This window comes from Sphingopyxis granuli, from assembly GCF_001559015.1.
Lineage (GTDB): Bacteria > Pseudomonadota > Alphaproteobacteria > Sphingomonadales > Sphingomonadaceae > Sphingopyxis > Sphingopyxis granuli.
This window is the reverse complement of record NZ_CP012199.1, coordinates 3,272,109-3,289,786: the sequence shown is the minus strand read 5'-3', so window position 1 is coordinate 3,289,786 and position 17,678 is coordinate 3,272,109. Positions and strand designations below refer to the sequence as shown.

The 17,678-nt window shown below is 68.2% G+C and carries 15 protein-coding genes; 7 read left to right on the top strand and 8 right to left on the bottom strand.

All coding sequences use genetic code 11. The features are described from left to right. Positions 1–244 precede the first annotated feature (244 nt). Positions 245–1,642: an MFS transporter gene (locus tag SGRAN_RS15010; protein ID WP_237233530.1), complete on the bottom strand. Its 1,398-nt coding sequence runs from the start codon at positions 1,640–1,642 to the stop codon at positions 245–247. Between the two features lie 69 nt (positions 1,643–1,711). Here SGRAN_RS15010 and guaB point away from each other — a divergent pair, with 69 nt between their 5' ends. From guaB to SGRAN_RS14995, 3 genes are all read left to right on the top strand, one after another. Further along, entirely contained in the window at positions 1,712–3,169 is a 1,458-nt protein-coding gene (gene guaB / locus SGRAN_RS15005; protein ID WP_067184955.1) for an IMP dehydrogenase, read from the top strand. 164 nt (positions 3,170–3,333) lie between these two features. Continuing rightward, entirely contained in the window at positions 3,334–4,524 is a 1,191-nt protein-coding gene (locus SGRAN_RS15000; protein ID WP_067184952.1) for an RsmB/NOP family class I SAM-dependent RNA methyltransferase, read from the top strand. A 32-nt stretch (positions 4,525–4,556) separates the two neighbouring features. Continuing rightward, complete coding sequence (locus SGRAN_RS14995; RefSeq protein ID WP_067107588.1) at positions 4,557–5,087, top strand: tetratricopeptide repeat protein; 531 nt, start codon at positions 4,557–4,559, stop codon at positions 5,085–5,087. Here the strand turns inward: SGRAN_RS14995 and rsmA are convergent. The 4 genes from rsmA to SGRAN_RS14975 all read right to left on the bottom strand — a co-directional run bounded on the left by rsmA (position 5,084) and on the right by SGRAN_RS14975 (position 10,718). Next, the gene (rsmA, locus tag SGRAN_RS14990; RefSeq protein ID WP_237233529.1) at positions 5,084–5,929 is read right to left on the bottom strand and encodes a 16S rRNA (adenine(1518)-N(6)/adenine(1519)-N(6))-dimethyltransferase RsmA; all 846 of its coding nucleotides are present in this window, start codon (positions 5,927–5,929) and stop codon (positions 5,084–5,086) included. The two genes, SGRAN_RS14995 and rsmA, sit on opposite strands and share 4 nt — an antisense overlap. Next, positions 5,926–6,945: a 4-hydroxythreonine-4-phosphate dehydrogenase PdxA gene (pdxA, locus tag SGRAN_RS14985; RefSeq protein WP_082737291.1), complete on the bottom strand. Its 1,020-nt coding sequence runs from the start codon at positions 6,943–6,945 to the stop codon at positions 5,926–5,928. Before pdxA ends, rsmA begins: the two co-directional genes overlap by 4 nt. Further along, on the bottom strand, positions 6,945–8,282 hold the full coding sequence (locus SGRAN_RS14980; protein ID WP_067184949.1) for a peptidylprolyl isomerase: 1,338 nt from the start codon (positions 8,280–8,282) through the stop codon (positions 6,945–6,947). Before SGRAN_RS14980 ends, pdxA begins: the two co-directional genes overlap by 1 nt. Positions 8,283–8,417: 135 nt before the next feature. Then, the gene (locus tag SGRAN_RS14975) at positions 8,418–10,718 is read right to left on the bottom strand and encodes an LPS-assembly protein LptD (protein WP_067184946.1); all 2,301 of its coding nucleotides are present in this window, start codon (positions 10,716–10,718) and stop codon (positions 8,418–8,420) included. A 131-nt stretch (positions 10,719–10,849) separates the two neighbouring features. Between SGRAN_RS14975 and SGRAN_RS14970 the strand changes: the two genes are divergently transcribed. The 4 genes from SGRAN_RS14970 (at position 10,850) to ndk (ending at position 13,939) form a co-directional block, all read left to right on the top strand. Further along, a complete protein-coding gene (locus SGRAN_RS14970) occupies positions 10,850–12,295 on the top strand; it encodes a leucyl aminopeptidase (RefSeq protein WP_067184943.1) in 1,446 nt (481 codons plus the stop codon). 8 nt (positions 12,296–12,303) lie between these two features. Then, a complete protein-coding gene (locus tag SGRAN_RS14965) occupies positions 12,304–12,753 on the top strand; it encodes a DNA polymerase III subunit chi (RefSeq protein ID WP_067184940.1) in 450 nt (149 codons plus the stop codon). Between the two features lie 120 nt (positions 12,754–12,873). After that, positions 12,874–13,416, top strand: coding sequence for a hypothetical protein (locus tag SGRAN_RS14960; RefSeq protein ID WP_148650890.1), 543 nt, complete (start codon positions 12,874–12,876; stop codon positions 13,414–13,416). 100 nt (positions 13,417–13,516) lie between these two features. Continuing rightward, entirely contained in the window at positions 13,517–13,939 is a 423-nt protein-coding gene (gene ndk / locus SGRAN_RS14955; RefSeq protein ID WP_067107570.1) for a nucleoside-diphosphate kinase, read from the top strand. Positions 13,940–14,002: 63 nt separating this feature from the next. Here the strand turns inward: ndk and cls are convergent, their stop codons facing one another. The 3 genes from cls to purM all read right to left on the bottom strand — a co-directional run bounded on the left by cls (position 14,003) and on the right by purM (position 17,675). Further along, positions 14,003–15,448 (bottom strand): cardiolipin synthase, encoded by a 1,446-nt coding sequence (cls, locus tag SGRAN_RS14950; protein ID WP_067184935.1) that lies wholly within the window; start codon positions 15,446–15,448, stop codon positions 14,003–14,005. A gap of 54 nt (positions 15,449–15,502) precedes the next feature. Next, positions 15,503–16,453 (bottom strand): phosphoribosylglycinamide formyltransferase, encoded by a 951-nt coding sequence (gene purN, locus SGRAN_RS14945; RefSeq protein ID WP_067184932.1) that lies wholly within the window; start codon positions 16,451–16,453, stop codon positions 15,503–15,505. A gap of 115 nt (positions 16,454–16,568) precedes the next feature. Beyond that, positions 16,569–17,675 carry a phosphoribosylformylglycinamidine cyclo-ligase gene (purM, locus tag SGRAN_RS14940; RefSeq protein ID WP_067184929.1) on the bottom strand — a complete coding sequence of 369 codons (1,107 nt, stop codon included), beginning with the start codon at positions 17,673–17,675 and terminating at the stop codon, positions 16,569–16,571. Positions 17,676–17,678: the final 3 nt, after the last annotated feature.

The following is a 17,678-nucleotide window of genomic DNA, read 5'->3' as shown; positions in this document are numbered from 1 at the left end:
GGGGATTCGGATTTCAGCACGGTTTTTCCCTTTCGTCACCCTGAACTTGTTTGGCGTGTATGCTTTTCAGGCACGTAAGAGCGTGTTCCCCGGCGAAAGCCGGGGTCCAGATGGCATGGTGCTGCTCCGCGTGGACCCCGGCTTTCGCCGGGGAACGGCACCTGTCTGAAAGGGGACAATTGCCGACTTGATCCGGGGTCAGCACGAACGGCAGAGAGGGCGATACGGATTTGACGCACTCGCCTCAGGGCAGCACCCGCCCCTCGTTGCGCCCCGGCATCGGCGCGAAGATGCGCAGCGCCGGCGCCGATAGCGCGAGCCATGCCGCCGCGGCGAACAGCGCCACCGGCAGCGACCACAGGTCGGCGACCAGCCCGAGCAGATAGGCGCCCAGCGCCATCCCGCCGAACGTCACCGCCTGATAGATCGACAGGCAGCGCCCGAGGATCGATTCGGGCGAGCGAAGCTGCATCGCGACGTTGAGCGTCGTCAGCGTCGATACCCACATCGCCCCCGTGACGAACGAGGCGAGGAGGAGGAGCGGCAGGCTGCGCGTCACCGCGACCGGGATCAGCGCGGCGGCGAAGATCAGCGCCGAGGCGCCGACCACCGTCTCGCTGCCCCAGCGCCGCCGCATTGCGCCGATCCCCAGCGCGGCGCAGATCGATCCCGCGCCGAAGGCGGCGAGGCACAGGCCATAGACGATCTCCGTCCCGTGCAGCCGGTCGCGCACCAGCGACGGCAGCAGCGCCTGGAAACTCGCCGCGCCCAGCCCGAAGACGAGTCCGCGCGCCAATATGCGGCGCAGCGGGTCCGACTGCGCGCAGAAGCGCATGCCGGTGGCGATCGCGGCGAGGATCGGCGTGCGCTTGGGCGGGGTGATGTCGGGGCGCCAGCGCAGCAGCACGAGGATCAGCGCGACATAGCTGAGCGCGTTGAGCGCGAAGGCGGGTGCGGGGCCGGTCAGCGAGATCAGCAGGCCGCCGAGTGCCGGCCCGACGCTGCGCGCGAGGTTGAAGGCGATGGTGTTGAGCGCGATCGCCTGCGGCAGATGCTCGTGCCCGACCTGAAGCCGGACGGAGGCCTGCCATGCCGGCGCGTTGAGCGCGGTGCCGCAGCCGACCGCAAGCGTAAAGCACAGCAGCAGCACCGGGCTCATCGCGCCGATCCATGTCGTCACGGTCAGCGCCGCCGAGACGACCAGCATCGCGCTCTGTGCCGCGAGCATCACGCGGCGGCGGTCGAAATTGTCGGCGATCGCGCCCGCGAAGATGCCGAGCAGCATGATCGGGATCGACGCGCTCGCCTGCACCAGCGCGACGAACTGATGCGACGGCGTCAGTTCGGTCATCAGCCAGGCGGCGGCGACCGACTGGATCATCGACCCCATGTTCGACGCGAGGTTGGCGATCCAGATCGCGCGGAAGGCGGGAAACCGGAACGGAGCGAGCGCGGAGGATGAGGGGGATGGGGAAGGAGCGGGGGAGCCGGCGTCGATCACGCCGACCCGCCTAGCCGCGCCGCGAAAGCCCCGCAAGCCCGCGCCGGCGCGATGCGCCATCCGTGCGTTCGACGCGCCCTTGAAATATTCGTGCGCCCCCCACTGGCGCGGATCGGCCTGACTGGTTACATGGGCCGCCACCGAACGAATCGCGCGCGCCGCTTCCCGGCCCGGGGGGCAGACGCCGCCCGCACCAGAAAGTGGCAACCCATGGAAATCATCACCGGCCTGACCTTCGACGACGTGTTGCTGGTCCCCGGCCCCTCGGACATGTTGCCGTCCGAAGCCAATCTCTCGACCCGGCTCACCCGCGACATCGGGCTCAACATCCCGATCCTCTCCTCGGCGATGGACACGGTGACCGAAGCCGACATGGCGATCCTGATGGCGCAGATCGGCGGCATCGGCGTTCTCCACCGCAACCTGACGGTCGAGGAACAGGCGGCCGCCGTCCGCCAGGTCAAGCGCTATGAAAGCGGGATGATCGTCAACCCGATCACCATCACCCCCGATGCGCCGCTGTCCTATGCGATCGCGCTGATGGAGCAGCACCGCATCTCGGGCATTCCGGTGGTCGAACCGGGCGGCAAGCTCGTCGGCATCCTGACCCACCGCGACGTGCGCTTCGCCGACAACCCCGGCCAGCCGGTGCGCGAACTGATGACCGCCGACAACCTCGCCACCGTGCGTCCGGGCGTCAGCCAGGAGGAAGCACGCAAACTACTCCACCAACGCCGCATCGAAAAACTGCTCGTCGTCGATGGCGACTATCGCTGCATCGGGCTGATCACCGTCAAGGACATGGAAAAGGCGGTGACCTTCCCCGACGCGACCAAGGATGCCGCCGGCCGGCTGCGCGTCGCGGCGGCCACCAATACCGGCGATTCGGGGGTCGAGCGCGCCGCGGCGCTGATCGACGCCGAATGTGACCTGATCGTCGTCGACACGGCGCACGGCCACAGCCGCATGGTCGGCGCGACGGTTGAGAAGATCAAGAAACTGTCGAACCGGGTGCAGATCCTTGCGGGCAATGTCGCGACCGGTGACGCGACCCGCGCGCTGATCGACGCTGGCGCCGATGGGGTCAAGGTCGGCATCGGCCCGGGCTCGATCTGCACGACGCGGATCGTCGCCGGCGTCGGCGTGCCGCAATTGACCGCGATCCTCGACAGCGTCGAGCAAGCGGCGAAGCACGACGTTCCGGTCATCGCCGACGGCGGTCTGCGTACCTCGGGCGACATCGCCAAGGCGCTGGCGGCGGGCGCGTCGAGCGTGATGGTCGGATCGCTGCTCGCCGGCACGGCCGAGGCGCCGGGCGAGACGTTCCTGTACCAGGGGCGCACCTACAAGAGCTATCGCGGCATGGGCAGCGTCGGTGCGATGGCGCGCGGTTCGGCCGACCGCTATTTCCAGCAGGATATCAAGGACCAGATGAAGCTGGTCCCCGAAGGCATCGAGGGACAGGTGCCGTTCAAGGGTCCCGCGAAGGACGTGATCCACCAGCTCGTCGGCGGGGTGAAGGCCGCGATGGGCTATACCGGCAGCCGCACCCTCAAGGATCTGCGCGAGCGCGCGAAATTCGTGCGCATCACCAATGCCGGCCTTCGCGAAAGCCATGTCCACGACGTTTCGATCACCCGCGAGGCGCCCAACTATCCGGCAGGCTGAGCATGGCCGCGAACGCGCCTCCTTCCAAACCCCTCCCGCAAGCGGGAGGGCAGCGAGCGTTGCGGGCTTGCCCGCTAACCGCAGCGGGGTGGTTTGCGGCGTAGCGCGATGCCGCTAGTCCCCGCCCCAACCCCTCCCCTGAAGGGGAGGGGCTTCATAGCACCATGACTCCCGCAGCCCGCCTCCAGACCGCGATCGAGATTCTCGATGCCATCGCCGCTTCGGCGCGCGACGGCGGCCCGCCCGCCGATGCCCTGTTTGCCGAGGCGATGCGCGCGCGGCGCTATGCGGGGTCGAAGGACCGCCGCGCTATCCGCGCCCTCGTCTACGACGCGATCCGCGCGGTGCGTTCGGCGCCGCCGTCCGGGCGTGCCGCGATGCTGGCGCTTGCCGACAGCGATCCCGACCTTGCGGCGCTGTTCGACGGCTCGCCCTATGGCCCCGCACCGATCGCCGATGGGGAACCGCGCGCCGAAACCGGCCTGGCGGCACCGGCGCTGATCGACCTGTTCGATCCGCTCGTCGGCGCAGGGGAAGGCGGAGCGATGCTCGAACGCGCCGCGCTCGACCTGCGAGCCAACCGCCTCAAGGCGGGGCGCGACGAACTGGCGAAGCTCTTTCCCGAGGGCGAGCTGATCGCGGGCGCGCCCGACGGGTGGCGTCTGCCTCCCGAAACCGCCGCCGCGCAGCATCCTGCCTATGGCGAGGGGCTGTTCGAGGTGCAGGACGCCGCCAGCCAATATGCCGCGGCCGCGCTCGATGCCGCGGCGGGGATGCGGATCGTTGACCTGTGTGCGGGCGGCGGTGGCAAGACGCTCGCCATTGCTTCCTGCACCGGCGACGCGGCCGATATCCTTGCCTGCGACACCAATCGCGCGCGACTCCGCCAGCTTGCGCCGCGCGCCGAGCGCGCGGGGGCGACGCGGATCGAAACGCGGCTGCTCGACCCGGGCAAGGAGGTGGACGTGCTCGCCGACTGGCGCGGCCGGGCCGACCGCGTCTTCGTCGATGCGCCCTGTTCGGGCAGCGGTACATGGCGCCGCAGCCCTGAATTGCGCTGGCGCCTCACCCCCTCGCGGCTCGACCGTCATCTTGCCGACCAGGCGAAACTGATCGCGCTCGGTGCCGAACTGGTGGCGCCGGGGGGCAAACTTCTTTATGCTGTCTGCTCGATCATCGCGCGCGAGGGGCGGGCCCAGGTGGACGAATTTCTCGACCGGCATCCCGGCTGGACAGCCGACGGTGGCTATCTGCCCGCGGGCATCGGGCGCGCGGCGGGCAGGGGTTTCCTGCTCACGCCGGCGCACGACCGCTGCGACGGCTTTTTCCTCGCACGGCTGACGGCGCCATGTTAGGCTCGCCGCGGATGCGAAGATGGGAGAATGCAATGCGCGTCAGTTTTCTGGCTCTCGGCGCCGGGCTTGTACTGGCCAGCCTGCCCACCGCATCCGACGCGCAGCGCGCCGACAATGACATTCTCCCGCGCTCGGTCGCCCTCCAGCATGAGGGCGAGAATGCGCAGCGCGCGGGCAATCTCGACGGCGCGATCGACTATTATGAATCGGCGCTCGCCGCCGATCCGCGCAACCGCTCGGCGATCATCGCGCTCGCGCAGGTGGCGCGCGCGCAGGGGCTGCCGGGCAAGGCGATCGCCCTGTATCGCGAGGCGTTGCTGCTCGAACCCAATGATGTCGTCGCGCTGGCCGGGCAGGGCGAGGCGCTTGCCGACAAGGGCGCGCTCGAACTGGCGCGCGAGAAACTTGCCGACGCGCGCCGCGTCTGTTCGGACGCATGCCCGCAGGTCGCGGCGCTCGAAAAGGCGATCGACGCTGGCGCGTCGAAGCGCGTCGTCGCGGCCGAAGCGATCGCGCCCAAGCCGGTGGTGACGACGGCGAACCCGCCGAGCGGACAGAATTAGGTCGACTGGCCGCCCAGCACTCGCGCCAGCGTAACCCATTCGGCGACACTCACCGTTTCGGCGCGCCGCGTCGGATCGATCCCGATGCGTTCGAGCATCTCGACCGCGCCCGGCAGACCTTTGAGACTCTGCCGCAGCATCTTGCGGCGCTGGCCGAAGCCTTTTTCGGTCAGTTTCGACAGCAGCGCCGGGTCGACGCCCTCGGGCTGGTCGCCGGGGGTCAGGTGGACGATCGCCGACATCACCTTGGGCGGCGGGGTAAAGGCCGATCGGTGGACCTTCATCGCGATCCGCGCGTTCGATCTCCACTGCGCGAGCACCGCGAGGCGGCCATAGGCGCCGGTGCCGACCGGCGCGACGATGCGCTCGGCGACCTCCAGTTGGAACATCAGCGTCAGCGACCGCCACAACGGCGGCCATGCGGGCGGCTCCAGCCAGCGAGTGAACAGCGCGGTCCCGACGTTATACGGCAGGTTGGCGACGATATGGTAAGGGCCGCCCGCCAGCGCGTCGGCGTCGATCGCCATCGCATCGTCCGAAATCACCGTCAGGCGCCCGTCGAAGGCCGCGGATAATTCGCCGAGCAGCGGCAGACAGCGCGCGTCGCGCTCGACCGCGATCACGCGCGCGCCGGCGCGCAGCAGTGCGCGCGTCAGGCCGCCGGGGCCGGGACCGACCTCGAACACCGTGGCGCCCGCGAGGTCGCCGGGCAGCGCCGCGATCCGGTCGAGCAACTGCTCGTCGAACAGGAAATTCTGCCCCAGCGCCTTGCTCGCCGACAGGCCGTGCGCGCGGACCGTCTCGCGCAGCGGCGGCAGCGGACGCGACGGGTCCTGCGTCACTTCGCGGCTGCGCAGCCCGCCTCGCGCATCGCGGCCATGCGCGCCGCCATCGCGATTGCGGCGATCGTCGGTCCCGGATCGGCCTGGCCGGTTCCGGCGATGTTGAAGGCGGTGCCATGGTCGGGCGAGGTGCGCACGATCGGCAACCCCAGCGTCAGGTTGACGCCGTCGTGGAAATGCAGCGCCTTGAACGGCGCCAGCGCCTGGTCGTGATAGGCGCACAGCAGCGCGTCGTAGCGGTCGCGGATGCCGGGTGCGAACAGCGCGTCGGCGGCGAGCGGTCCGTCGATGGCCAGCCCATCCTCGGCCAGTGCCGCCAATGCGGGCACGATGATCCGGGTCTCCTCGTCGCCCAGCCGGCCGCTTTCGCCCGCATGCGGATTGACGCCGGCGATGGCGAGGCGCGGGTGCGCGATCCCGAAGTCGCGCTTCAGCCCGCGCGCGACGATCCGCGCCTTGGCGACGATCAGGTCGCTCGTCAGCCGTTCGGGCACCTCGGCGAGCGGGATGTGCACGGTCAGCGGCACGACGCGCAGCGCCGGGCCCGCCAGCATCATCACCGCGTTGGTCGCGGTGACGCCACAGCGTTCGGCGATGAACTCGGTCTGGCCGGGGTGGGTGTAGCCGATGCTTTGCAGCGCATGCTTGGACACCGGACCGGTGACAAGCGCCGATGCGGCCGGGGTCCGGGTCAACCCGATGCCGGTTTCGAGCGCGTGGAGCGCGCAGGTCGCGCCCGCCGCGGTCGGTTCGCCGGGAGTCAGCGCGCCGCTGTCCTCGAGGTGCCAGACAGGCAGCGCCTCGGCGAAGGCGGCGACCACTTCGGCCATGTCGCCGACGCGCGCGACGGGGCCGTCCCACACGGCGGCGATCGCGGCCGCATCGCCGATGGCGACGAAGGGGGGCAGGCTATGCTCGCGGCGCGCCATCCAGGCGCGCGCCACGACTTCAGGACCGACGCCCGCCGGATCACCCATGGTGACGGCGATCGGCGGTCGATGAGGGACGGCGGTCATCAGCTATATTCGATCACGGCATCCCGGCGCAGGTCGCGCAGATAGCGCTGGGCGCGCTTGTTCACTTTTTCGTCGAGCAGTCGCTGCTCGATCTGCTGCAGATCGGGGGCCGACGCGCTTTGCGGCATATCGCGCCCGCACAGCACGAGGACGCTGATCCCCTCGTCGACCGCGCCGAATGGTTGCGATGTCTGGCCGACCTGCAGGTCCATCATCGTCGCCTGCAGCGGTGCCGGAAGCTGGCGCATCAGGATGTCGCGCGCCACCACCGAGGCGCCAAGGCTCTGTGCCACGGCATCGGCGGCGCCGCAGCCGGCGATGGTCTTCGTCGCTTCGGTGAACTTGCCGGCCAGTTCGCTTGCCTGCGCCGGCGTCGTGCCCGGCGCGAAGTTGAGCGAAATCTGCTTGAGGCTGAGCACCGCATCGCGCGGATCGGCGGTCAGTACCTGGCGCCGGTCGACCATCAGCAGGATCGACATGCCGCCGGGCACCTCGATCGGGCCGACGAACTGTCCCGGCTCCATCTGGGCCGCGGCCTGCGCCATCGAGGGAGGAAGCTGGCCCGGCCGGACCCAGCCGAGATCGCCCCCGACGACGGCGGTCGATGCTTCGGAGAATTGCCGCGCATAGGCCGCGAATGACCCGCCGCTGCGCAGCGCCTCCATGATCTTGCGCGCATTATCTGCGACCGCCGCGGCATTCTCGGGCGTCGCCGACAGATAGATTTCGCCGAGGTGGAATTCGTCCTGTCCCTTGGCCTCGTTGAGCCGCTTGACCACCGCTTCGACCTCCTCGGTCGACACGTTGGTCGTCGACTGGACGTTGCGTGCGAGCAGCCGGTCCCAGGCGAACTCGCCCCGGATCTGCTGCTTCACCGCGTTCGCCGACGATCCCTTGGACTTCAGATATTCGGCGAACTGATCGGGCGTCTGCCGGAAGCGCGCCGCGAGCTGGGCGAACTGCTGATCGATCATCGCCTCGTCGATCGTGATATCGGCGGCGCGCGCTTCCTGAATCTGAAGCTTTTCATCGATCAGGTTGCTGAATATCTGCTGCCGCAGCCGCTGCTCTTCCTCGGGCGGCAGCACCATGTCGCTGTTGGCGATGCGGATCAGCGCCAGCCGCTGTTCGATGTCGGTCGATGTGATGATCTCGCCGTTCACCGTCGCCGAGGGACGATAGACGTTGGGCTTGGCATCGCCATAGAGCTGGACGTTGCCGGGGATGTTGAGGCTGGTGGTCGGCGTCTCATCGTCGGAAACGGTCTGCGCCAGCACCGGCGTCATACCCGCGGCCGCGACGGCAAGCAGGCCGATCATGGTCGAAAATCTGGTCATCTTCACCCTATTCGAGAAATATCGCGACGCTCCGTATCAGCCGGAATGCCTGCTGGTCCAGCGCAATCGGCCGTTCGGACCCGTTCGTCCTCCGGATAGGCACGCGTCGCTGAACGCAAGCTGAGCGGACCGCGCCTAGAAACCGAGGTTGCGGAAAGCGATACGGAAGGAAAAGCTGTTGCCGCGGCGCGCGTCGCCGGTGTCGATATAGTCGCGACGCCAGGTCAGCGCGATCGACAGGCAATCGTCGTCATAGGCAATGCCGAGCCGGTGGCGAATCGGCTCCCACCCGTCGGACGTGGCGCTCGGGTCGTCTTTCTTGCCGGTAAGATCGACGATCGCCGAACCGAAGAGCGACCAGTTGCGGGCGACCGCGACGCGGCCGCCGGCGCGCACCTCCTCGCGGTCCTGCAGATCCTCGCCGAGCAGCAGGATGTCGCGGTTGAGCCGCGAATAGCCGAGCACGGCATAGGTCGACTGGCTGCCGATCGTCGCGTCGAACTCGTTGCGCCGCACCGCCAGATTATCCTTGTCGAGCCGGAAGCGATGCGTGAGGCGCAGGAAATCCCGATAGGCTACGGTCGTTCGCCCGACGATGTCCGAAGTGCGGTTGGTCAGGCCGGTGCCGTTCGGAAACAGGCTGGGCTTGTCCGAAAGGCGATAGCTCTGGCCGATCACCGTGTTGATGTTGAAACCGGGGCGGCTGTAGTTCCATTCGAAGCCATAGGTGATGCGCGCGCCGTCCTCGAACCGGTCGTAGCCGTTGAAGCGGTTGATCGCGAAAAGATTGCTGTCCTCCAGGTCGAAGGCGCGCGAATCCTCGTTCGGGATGTCGAGGTTCTTGAGCGGAGGGGTCGCCACGACCTGTATGCGCGGGGTCAGCGTCTGCGTACCGCCCAGCAGCTCGCCGATGAAGGGCCAGCGCATGTCGGCGGCGATCGCGGCGATGCCGCGCCCCTGCCAACCCGACTTGCCGCGATAGCCGGGAATGGCGGTGAGCAGATTCTCATCGCTGTGATAGATATCGCCGCGCACCATGGCGGTCAGCGCGATTTCCTGCCCCAGCCCCGTCAGGCCGCGCAGATCCCAGCGCGCGCCGGCGAAGGCGCGCTGCGTGTCCTGTCCGGCCGTCCGCCCGATCGCCAGCGTGTTCAGTTGCAGCTCGAACTGCCCGCCGAGCCACGGATCGTCGAGCCGCTGGCGATAGTCGATGATCGGCAGCGCGACCGGCTGCTGCCCTTGCACGTCGTTGACGCGCAGCGTCTGCGTCGCCCAGCCCGCGATCGACAGATAGCTTTGTCCGCCGATCCGTTCGACCTCGAAGGTCGAGCGCAGCCGGTCGTCGCGGCTGATGTCATAGCGCCGCATGAAGGTGCGGTCGCTCGCGATGCGGCCCGAATAGGTGAGGCTCCAGCGCGGATCGAACTGGAACTTGCCCGCGCTTTCCAGATAGCCGCGGAATTCCTTGGTCGAACGCGTCGGCGCGCCGACGAGCGGTACCACCGAACTGTGGGTCGCATAGCCGTTGATGCGGAACGAGCCGATATCGGTCAGCGCGCGGAACTCGCCCTCCAGCATCGGCGCGGCGCCGGTATAGAGGTGCGGCGTGATCGTCAGGTCGCGGTCGGGCGCGAGGCGAAGATAATAGGGCAGGGCGAATTCGAACCCGTTGGTCCGGTCGATCCGCACCTCGGGAACCAGGATGCCGCTGCCCGCCTCGCTGTTCGCCGGATGGCTCAATCCGGGCAACGGGATCAGCGGCAGGCCGAAGATCTCGACCCGCGCGCCCTTGTAGCGCACCTTGTTCTTCGTGCGGTCGTACAGCACGCGCACGGCGCGAATCTGCCAGCTCGGCTTTTTCGGGCAACCGGCCGCGTCCTCGACCGGGCAGGGCGTATAAGCGGCGTTTTCCAGCTCGATATTGCCGTTGTCGAAGCGGGTGCCCTTCACCGCCGCAAGCCGCGCGCCGTTGTCGAGCACGACCAGCAGATTCTCGACCACCCCGTCGCGCAGGCTGTCGGTCAGGACGATGCGGTCGCCATAGGCGGTGTCGCCCTCGGGATTCTTGATCGCCACGTCGCCCTCGGCGACGACCTCGCCGGTCTTGCGGTTCCATGTCACCTTGTCGGCGCGCATCGATATGGTGTCGCGGTTCATCGCGACATTGCCCTCTGCGACGACGATTTCGCTGTCGGTGTCGTAGTTCAGATTGTCGGCGGCAAAGCCGATCTGCTGCTCATCCGCCGGATCGGGCGCGTCGGTCGTGACGGGCGACACCACGGGAGTCTGGAGGTCGGGTTCGTCCTGCGCGGCGGCGGACGGTGCCTCGCGCGCCTGCTGCGCGAACGCCTGGCTTGCGAACAGGGCAAGGCCGCTCGCGGTCGCCAGCCCGAAGGCCCGCACACCCGTCGTCGGTCGGAACAAAGCCCAGTTCATCGAATCCCTTTGTCCCACATCTCGCTAGCGTCCGCCCGGACTGGATCGGCTGCTTTGTTTTTGCAACTCGCAGGCGAAACCCCTATCGGTCCGGCACGTTCCAATCAATCGTCGCATAAGAAAGTAGGTCCATGGACATTCAGTTTGTCGCGCAAATCGCTGCGTCCGCCGACGTTGTCGCCTTTCCGGTCCGCAAAGGGGGCGCTTCCGCGCTCGGTGCGCTGCTCGGGGCGCTCGCGGCTCAGACGCGGTTCGACGGCGCGGCGGGCACGGTGGCGGAGACCGCGGCGATCGACGGCGATCAGGCAAAGCGACTGCTGCTCGTCGGCGTCGGCGAAGGAACGACGCACGACCTAGAGCGCGGCGGCGCGGCGCTGACCGCACGGTTGCAGACCAGCGGCGTCGGGACGGTGCATGTCGATTTCGCGAGCGCCGGGCAGAGCGACGAGGACGATGTTCTCGCCTTTGCGATGGGCGTGAAGCTGCGCAACTGGCGGATCGACACCTATCGCACCCGGCTGGCCGACACCGCGAAGCCCAGCCTGCAGAAGGTCGTCATCGCGTCGCCCGCCGGCGACCTGTCGGCGCGCTGGGGCCGCCAGTCGGCGGTCGCCGACGGCGTCGCGCTGACCCAGACGCTCGTCGCCGAGCCGCCCAACATTCTCTATCCCGAAAGCTTCGTCGAGCGTTGCCGGCATCTCTCCGACCTCGGCGTCGAGATCGAGGTGCTCGACGAACGGCAGATGAAGGCGCTCGGCATGGGCGCTCTGCTCGGCGTCGCGCAGGGCTCGACGCGTCCTCCGCGGCTCCTGGTGATGCGCTGGAACGGCGGCAATTCCGGCGATGCGCCGGTCGCCTTCGTCGGCAAGGGCGTCACCTTCGACACCGGCGGCATCAGCCTGAAGCCGGGCCCCGGCATGGACATGATGAAATGGGACATGGGCGGCGGCGGCGCGGTCGCGGGCGCGATGAAGGCGATCGCCGGGCGCAAGGCGAAGGCGAATGTCGTCGGCGTCATCGGGCTGGTCGAAAATATGCCCGACGGCAACGCGCAGCGGCCCGGCGACATCGTCACCACCCTGTCGGGCCAGACGGTCGAGGTGCTCAACACCGACGCCGAAGGCCGACTCGTGCTGTGCGACGCGATCGCCTGGGTCCAGCAGGCCTGCTCACCCAAGGTGATCGTCGACCTCGCGACGCTGACCGGCGCGATGGTGATCGCGCTCGGCCATGAATATGCCGGGATGTTCGCGAACGACGACGATCTGGCGGCGAAGCTGATCGAAGCGGGCGAGGCGAGCGGCAACAAGCTGTGGCGCTTCCCGCTGTCGCCGGCCTACGACAAGCTGCTCGACAGCCCGATCGCCGACATGAAGAACATCGGCCCGCGCGAGGCCGGGTCGATCACCGCGGCGCAGTTCCTCAAGCGCTTCGTCGGCGAAGGCGTCGCCTGGGCGCATCTCGATATCGCGGGCATGGCGTGGGCCGACAAGGATGGTCCGGTGTGGGCGAAGGGCGCGACCGGCTACGGCGTGCGGCTGCTCGACCGCTATATCGCCGACAATCACGAGGGCTGAAGCCCGAGGTGGCACGCGTCGATTTCTATCGGCTGACCCGCGATCCCGTCGAGCGGGTGCTTCCCGCGATCGCGGCGCGCATCCTGGACGGCGGCGACCGGCTGCTGGTGGTCGCCGCATCGGCGATGCAGCGGCAGGCGATCGACGAGGCGTTGTGGACGCTCCAGCCAGCGAGTTTCCTGCCGCACGGCGCCGCCGGATCGCCCGACGAGGCGATCGAGCCGATTCTGCTGGCGGGGACGCTCGACATGGCGCCCGCGAACGGGGCGCGGCTCGTTGCGCTTGCCGACGGCGCGTGGCGCGAAGAGGCGCTCGGCTTCGACCGCGTGTTCTTGCTGTTCGACAACAGCCGGATCGACGATGCCCGCGCGACGTGGCGCGCGCTGGGCAAGGTCGATGGCGTGGAGCTTCATTTCTGGAAGCAGGACGAGCGCGGGCGCTGGTCCGAAGGACCCTGACCCGTCGTGTGACGGCCATCACCGACACGCTGCGCCGCGCTCGTCAGGGTCGGTCGCGATCGACCGGGGGTGACAGGCGGGAATCCGTCCGATAGCCTGCCGGCCAGCAGGAGGATCATGATGACGACGCGCCTTTTCTCTTCGCTTCCTCTCGGCGTCGCGGCTGCCGCTGCGTTGCTCGTGGCGGGTTGTGGATCGAAGTCCGAGACCGAGGTCGCTAGCGGCACCGTCACCGATCCCGAGACCGGCGAAAAGACCGACTACAAGATCACCAGCAGCGCCGACGGCGAAGAGGGCAATATCAGCATCAGGACCGAGGACGGCGAGATGCGTTTCGGCGGCGGCGCCGCCAATGCGAAGCTGCCGGCGGGCATCGCGCCCTTTCCGGGTGCGAAGATGACCGGGGGCTTCGCCGCCTCCGGCAAGGACGGCGACGGCGGCATGGCGAGCTTCGAGGCGAAGGCGAAGGCCGCCGACGTCATCGCCCATTTCCGCAAGCAGGCCGAGGGCGCTGGCATGAAGGTGACGACCGAGGTCAAGGCGGGCGACACGCTGATGCTGGGCGCGGAAAAGGAAGGTGCGGACAAGACGGGGATCCAGGTCACGGCGACCCAGGCGGGCGATATGGTCAACGGCACCGTCACCTATAGCACCGGCGGCTGATCGCCGCGGCTCGCGCGGCTTTCGCTCTTTTCTTGCGGTGCGGCAAAAGCGCGGCTAGAGGCGCGCGCATTCCAGACACAGCAAGGCAGGAGCTTTCCCCATGGCGGTCACCCGCACCTTTTCGATCATCAAGCCCGACGCGACGCGTCGCAACCTGACCGGCGCCGTCACCAAGGCGCTCGAAGACGCCGGGCTACGCGTCGTCGCATCGAAGCGCATCCACATGACCCGCGAGCAGGCCGAGGGCTTCTACGCGGTCCACAAGGAACGCCCCTTCTTCGGCGATCTGGTCGCCTTCATGACCTCTGGCCCCGTCGTCGTGCAGGTGCTCGAAGGCGAGGACGCCGTGAAGCGCAACCGCGACATCATGGGCGCGACCAACCCGGCCGACGCCGCCGAAGGCACGATCCGCAAGAGCTTTGCCGAGAGCATCGAGGCGAACTCGGTCCACGGCAGCGACAGCGACGAGAATGCGGCGATCGAGATCGCCTTCTTCTTCAAGCCCGAAGAAATCGTCGGCTGAGCGAGGCCTCCAGCGATATCCGACAAGGCCGCCGGAGCGATCCGGCGGCCTTTTCCTTACGCGTCACAGCAGCGGGCTGAGCGTCGCGACCAGATTCTGCCACAGGCGGCGCACCGTGCCGACGTTCGCGATGGTCTCCGCCGTGACCGGGGTCGACTGCGCCAGATAGGCATCCTGCCGGGCGCGGATATCGGCGGCGAAACGCTGGTCGGCGAACAGGATATTATTCTCGAAGTTGAGTTCGAAGCTGCGCCGGTCGAGATTCGCCGACCCGATCAGCACCACCTCGCCATCGACGACCATCGTCTTGGCGTGGAGCAGGCCCGGACCGAATTCGTAAAGGCGCACGCCCGCCGCGATCAGCGGCTCGTAATAGCTGCGGCTGGTATTGGCGACGATCCGGCTGTCGTTGCGGCGGGGCAGGATCATCGTCGTCGCGACGCCGCGCCGCGCGGTGTCGAGCAGCGCGCAGATCAGCTGTTCGTCGGGCACGAAATAGGGGGTGGTGATCACCAGTTCGCGCCGCGCGGCGTGGATCAGCGAGGTGAAGCAGGCGGTCATCGCGGGATAGGACAGGTTGGGGCCGGTGCCGATCACCTGCGCCGCGATCCCGGGATCCGCGGCGGGCGGCGGCTCGGCCGCATCGCCCAGCAGGTCGCTGATGTCGTCGCCATGCTCCGATTCCCAGTCGGCGGCGAAGACGAACTGGCAGTCGCGCACGACCGGCCCTTCCCATCGCGTCATGATGTCGATCCACGGCGCATAGCGCGACTTGATGCGGAACTCGGGGTCGGCGAGGTTCTGGCTGCCGCACCAGGCGATGCGGTTGTCGACGATGAGCTGCTTGCGGTGGTTGCGCAGGTCGAAGCGGCCGCGGATCAGCGTCCAGACCAGCCCGCCGATCGGCAGCGCGATCCGCGCGTCGACCCCGGCGTTGCGCAGCGCGATCCAGTGCGCCGATCGGATGAAACCGCGCGACCCGAGCGCGTCGGCCAGCACGCGCACCTTCACCCCGCGCTGCGCGGTGCGGATCAGCGCATCCTTGATGCGAAAGCCGTTGTTGTCGGCGAGCCAGATATAGAAACACAGGTGGACGGTCGATTTCGCCGCGTCGATGTCGGCGACCATCTCGCGGATCGCGGCATTGCCGTCGGCGGCCAGATGCGCGCGATTGCCCAGCGTCGGGGGCAGGGCGTTCACCGTCTCGGCGAGCGCGAAGGGCGCGGCATAAGGCGTCTTCGCCAGCTTTCTGCGCGCCGCCGCCTTTTCGCTCGGGTGCGGCAGATGTGCCTCGATCTGCCGGTATCGCGCGCGCCGTTTCGCGCTGATCCGCGCTTCGCCGAGCAACAGATAGGCGACGACGCCGACCACCGGGACCGCGATCGCGGCGATCAGCCAAGCGAGGCGCGAGGCGGGCTCGCGTTGCGGGCGCAGCAGGATGCGCGCGATCACGGTCGCATAGACCGCGATCCACAGGATCGTCAGGACGAAGGCGATGTCGGACCGCATCGCCCTTCATTCACCCCGCTTTTGCCGAAAAGGCCAGCGGCAATCGGTCCGGCGTCAGAATTCGTCCGCGACCGCGATCAGCCCGGCGAGCTTCTTCGGCGCGACCGCGCGCCAGCTTCGCGCGATCCGGGCGCCGAGGTCGTCCCAGTCATTGTCGCCGGTATCGAGCCGGATGCCGATCCAGCCGTCGCCGAAATAGGCGGGGCGGAAATGCCGCTTCGCGTCCTGCTCGATCAGCAACGCCTGCTCCTCGGCGCCGCTGATCTTGACGAGCAGCGCGGTGCGTCCGTCGCCGTGGTGATCGTGGCTGAACCAGGCGAATTTCTTGCCTTTGACGATTCCGAAGCAGGGCATCCCGTGCGACAGCGTCTCTTCGGCCTCGGGCATCGCCATCGCCAGTTCGCGCACGCGGGCGAGCCAATAGTCGGGCGTCGCCTCACGCATCACGAAGGCGGCGAGGGTGGGGGCATAGAGCTGATGCTCGGCGATCAGCACCCGCGCGGCGAGGCTGTCGGCGGTATCGCCGGGCAGGATCGCGACCGGTGTCTGCGCCAGCACCGGCCCGTCGTCGAGCGCAGCGGTCACGACATGGACGCTGCATCCGCCGAACGTGTCGCCGGCGTCGATCGCCTGCTGGTGCGTATGGAGGCCCTTGTATTTGGGAAGCAGGCTGGGATGGATATTGAGCATCCGCCCTTCCCAGCGCGCGACGAAATCGGCGCTCAGGATGCGCATATAGCCCGCGAGCGCGACATAGTCGGACCCCGCGGCGCGGAGCTGCGCATCGACGAGCGCGTCGAAGGCATCGCGGCCCATGCCCTTGTGCGACTGCGCCCAGGTCGCGATACCCTCTGCGGCCGCGAGCGTCAGGCCCGGCGCGTCGGGATTGTTGCTCGCGACGAGGACGATCTCGAACGGGCAACTGTCGGCCTTGGCGGCATAGAGCAGCGCCGCCATGTTGGTGCCGGTGCCGGAGATTAGGACGGCGACGCGGGCTTTGCTCACAGGACCCTTCCTTTCATCCGTTCGTGCTGATCTTGTCGAAGCACTATTCTTGATCTTTCCGGTTCAAAAGGAAGAACGGCCCCTCGACAAGCTCGCGCGCGAACGGGGGACGGGGTCAGCCGTGATGCGTCGCGCTCCACGCGGCCATCGCGCTCCAGGTCTCCGGCCCGCCCGACACGGTGCAGCCCTTTTCGCCCTCGGCGATATGCCCGATCCGGTGCACCGTCTCGCCCGCGGCTTCGAGCGCCGCGGTCACGTCGGCGGTGTCGGCTTCCGCCACCACCACCGCCATGCCGATCCCGCAGTTGAAGGTGCGCGCCATTTCCTCGGGCTCGATATTCCCCTGTGCCTGCAGGAAAGCCATCAGCCGCGGCTGGTCCCACGCATCGGCATCGACATGCGCATGCAGCGCCTTCGGCAGCACGCGCGGGATATTTTCGAGCAGCCCGCCGCCGGTAATGTGCGCGAGCGCGTGGACCTTGCCGCTCTTCACCAGCGGCAGCAGGCTCTTCACATAGATGCGCGTCGGCGCCATCAGCGCGTCGATCAGCAGCACGTCATGATCGAACAGCGCCGGGCGTCCCAGCTTCCATCCCTTGTCGGCGGCGAGGCGGCGCACGAGCGAAAATCCGTTCGAATGCACGCCCGAGGACGCAAGGCCGAGGATCACGTCGCCCGCCGCGACCTTGTCGGCGGTCAGCACCTGGTCGCGCTCGACCGCGCCGACGCAGAAGCCCGCGAGATCGTAATCGCCCTCGGCATACATGCCGGGCATCTCGGCGGTCTCGCCGCCGATCAGCGCGCATCCTGCCTGCCGGCATCCCTCGGCGATGCTCGCGACGACGGCGGTCGCGACATCGTTGTCGAGCTTGCCGGTCGCATAATAGTCGAGGAAGAACAGGGGCTCGGCGCCCTGCACGATCAGGTCGTTCGCGCACATCGCGACAAGGTCGATGCCGACGCCTTCGTGCCGCCCCGATTCGATCGCGAGCTTGAGCTTGGTGCCCACCCCGTCGTTCGCCGCGACGAGCAGCGGATCGCTGAAACCCGCGGCCTTGAGGTCGAAGAAGCCGCCGAAGCCGCCCAGATCAGCATCGGCGCCGGGGCGGCGCGTCGCACGGGCGAGCGGAGCGATGGCACGGACCAGCGCATTGCCGGTCTCGATCGATACCCCGGCCTGGGCATAGGTATAGGAGGCGGGTTGGTTATGCTTGGAATCCATGGC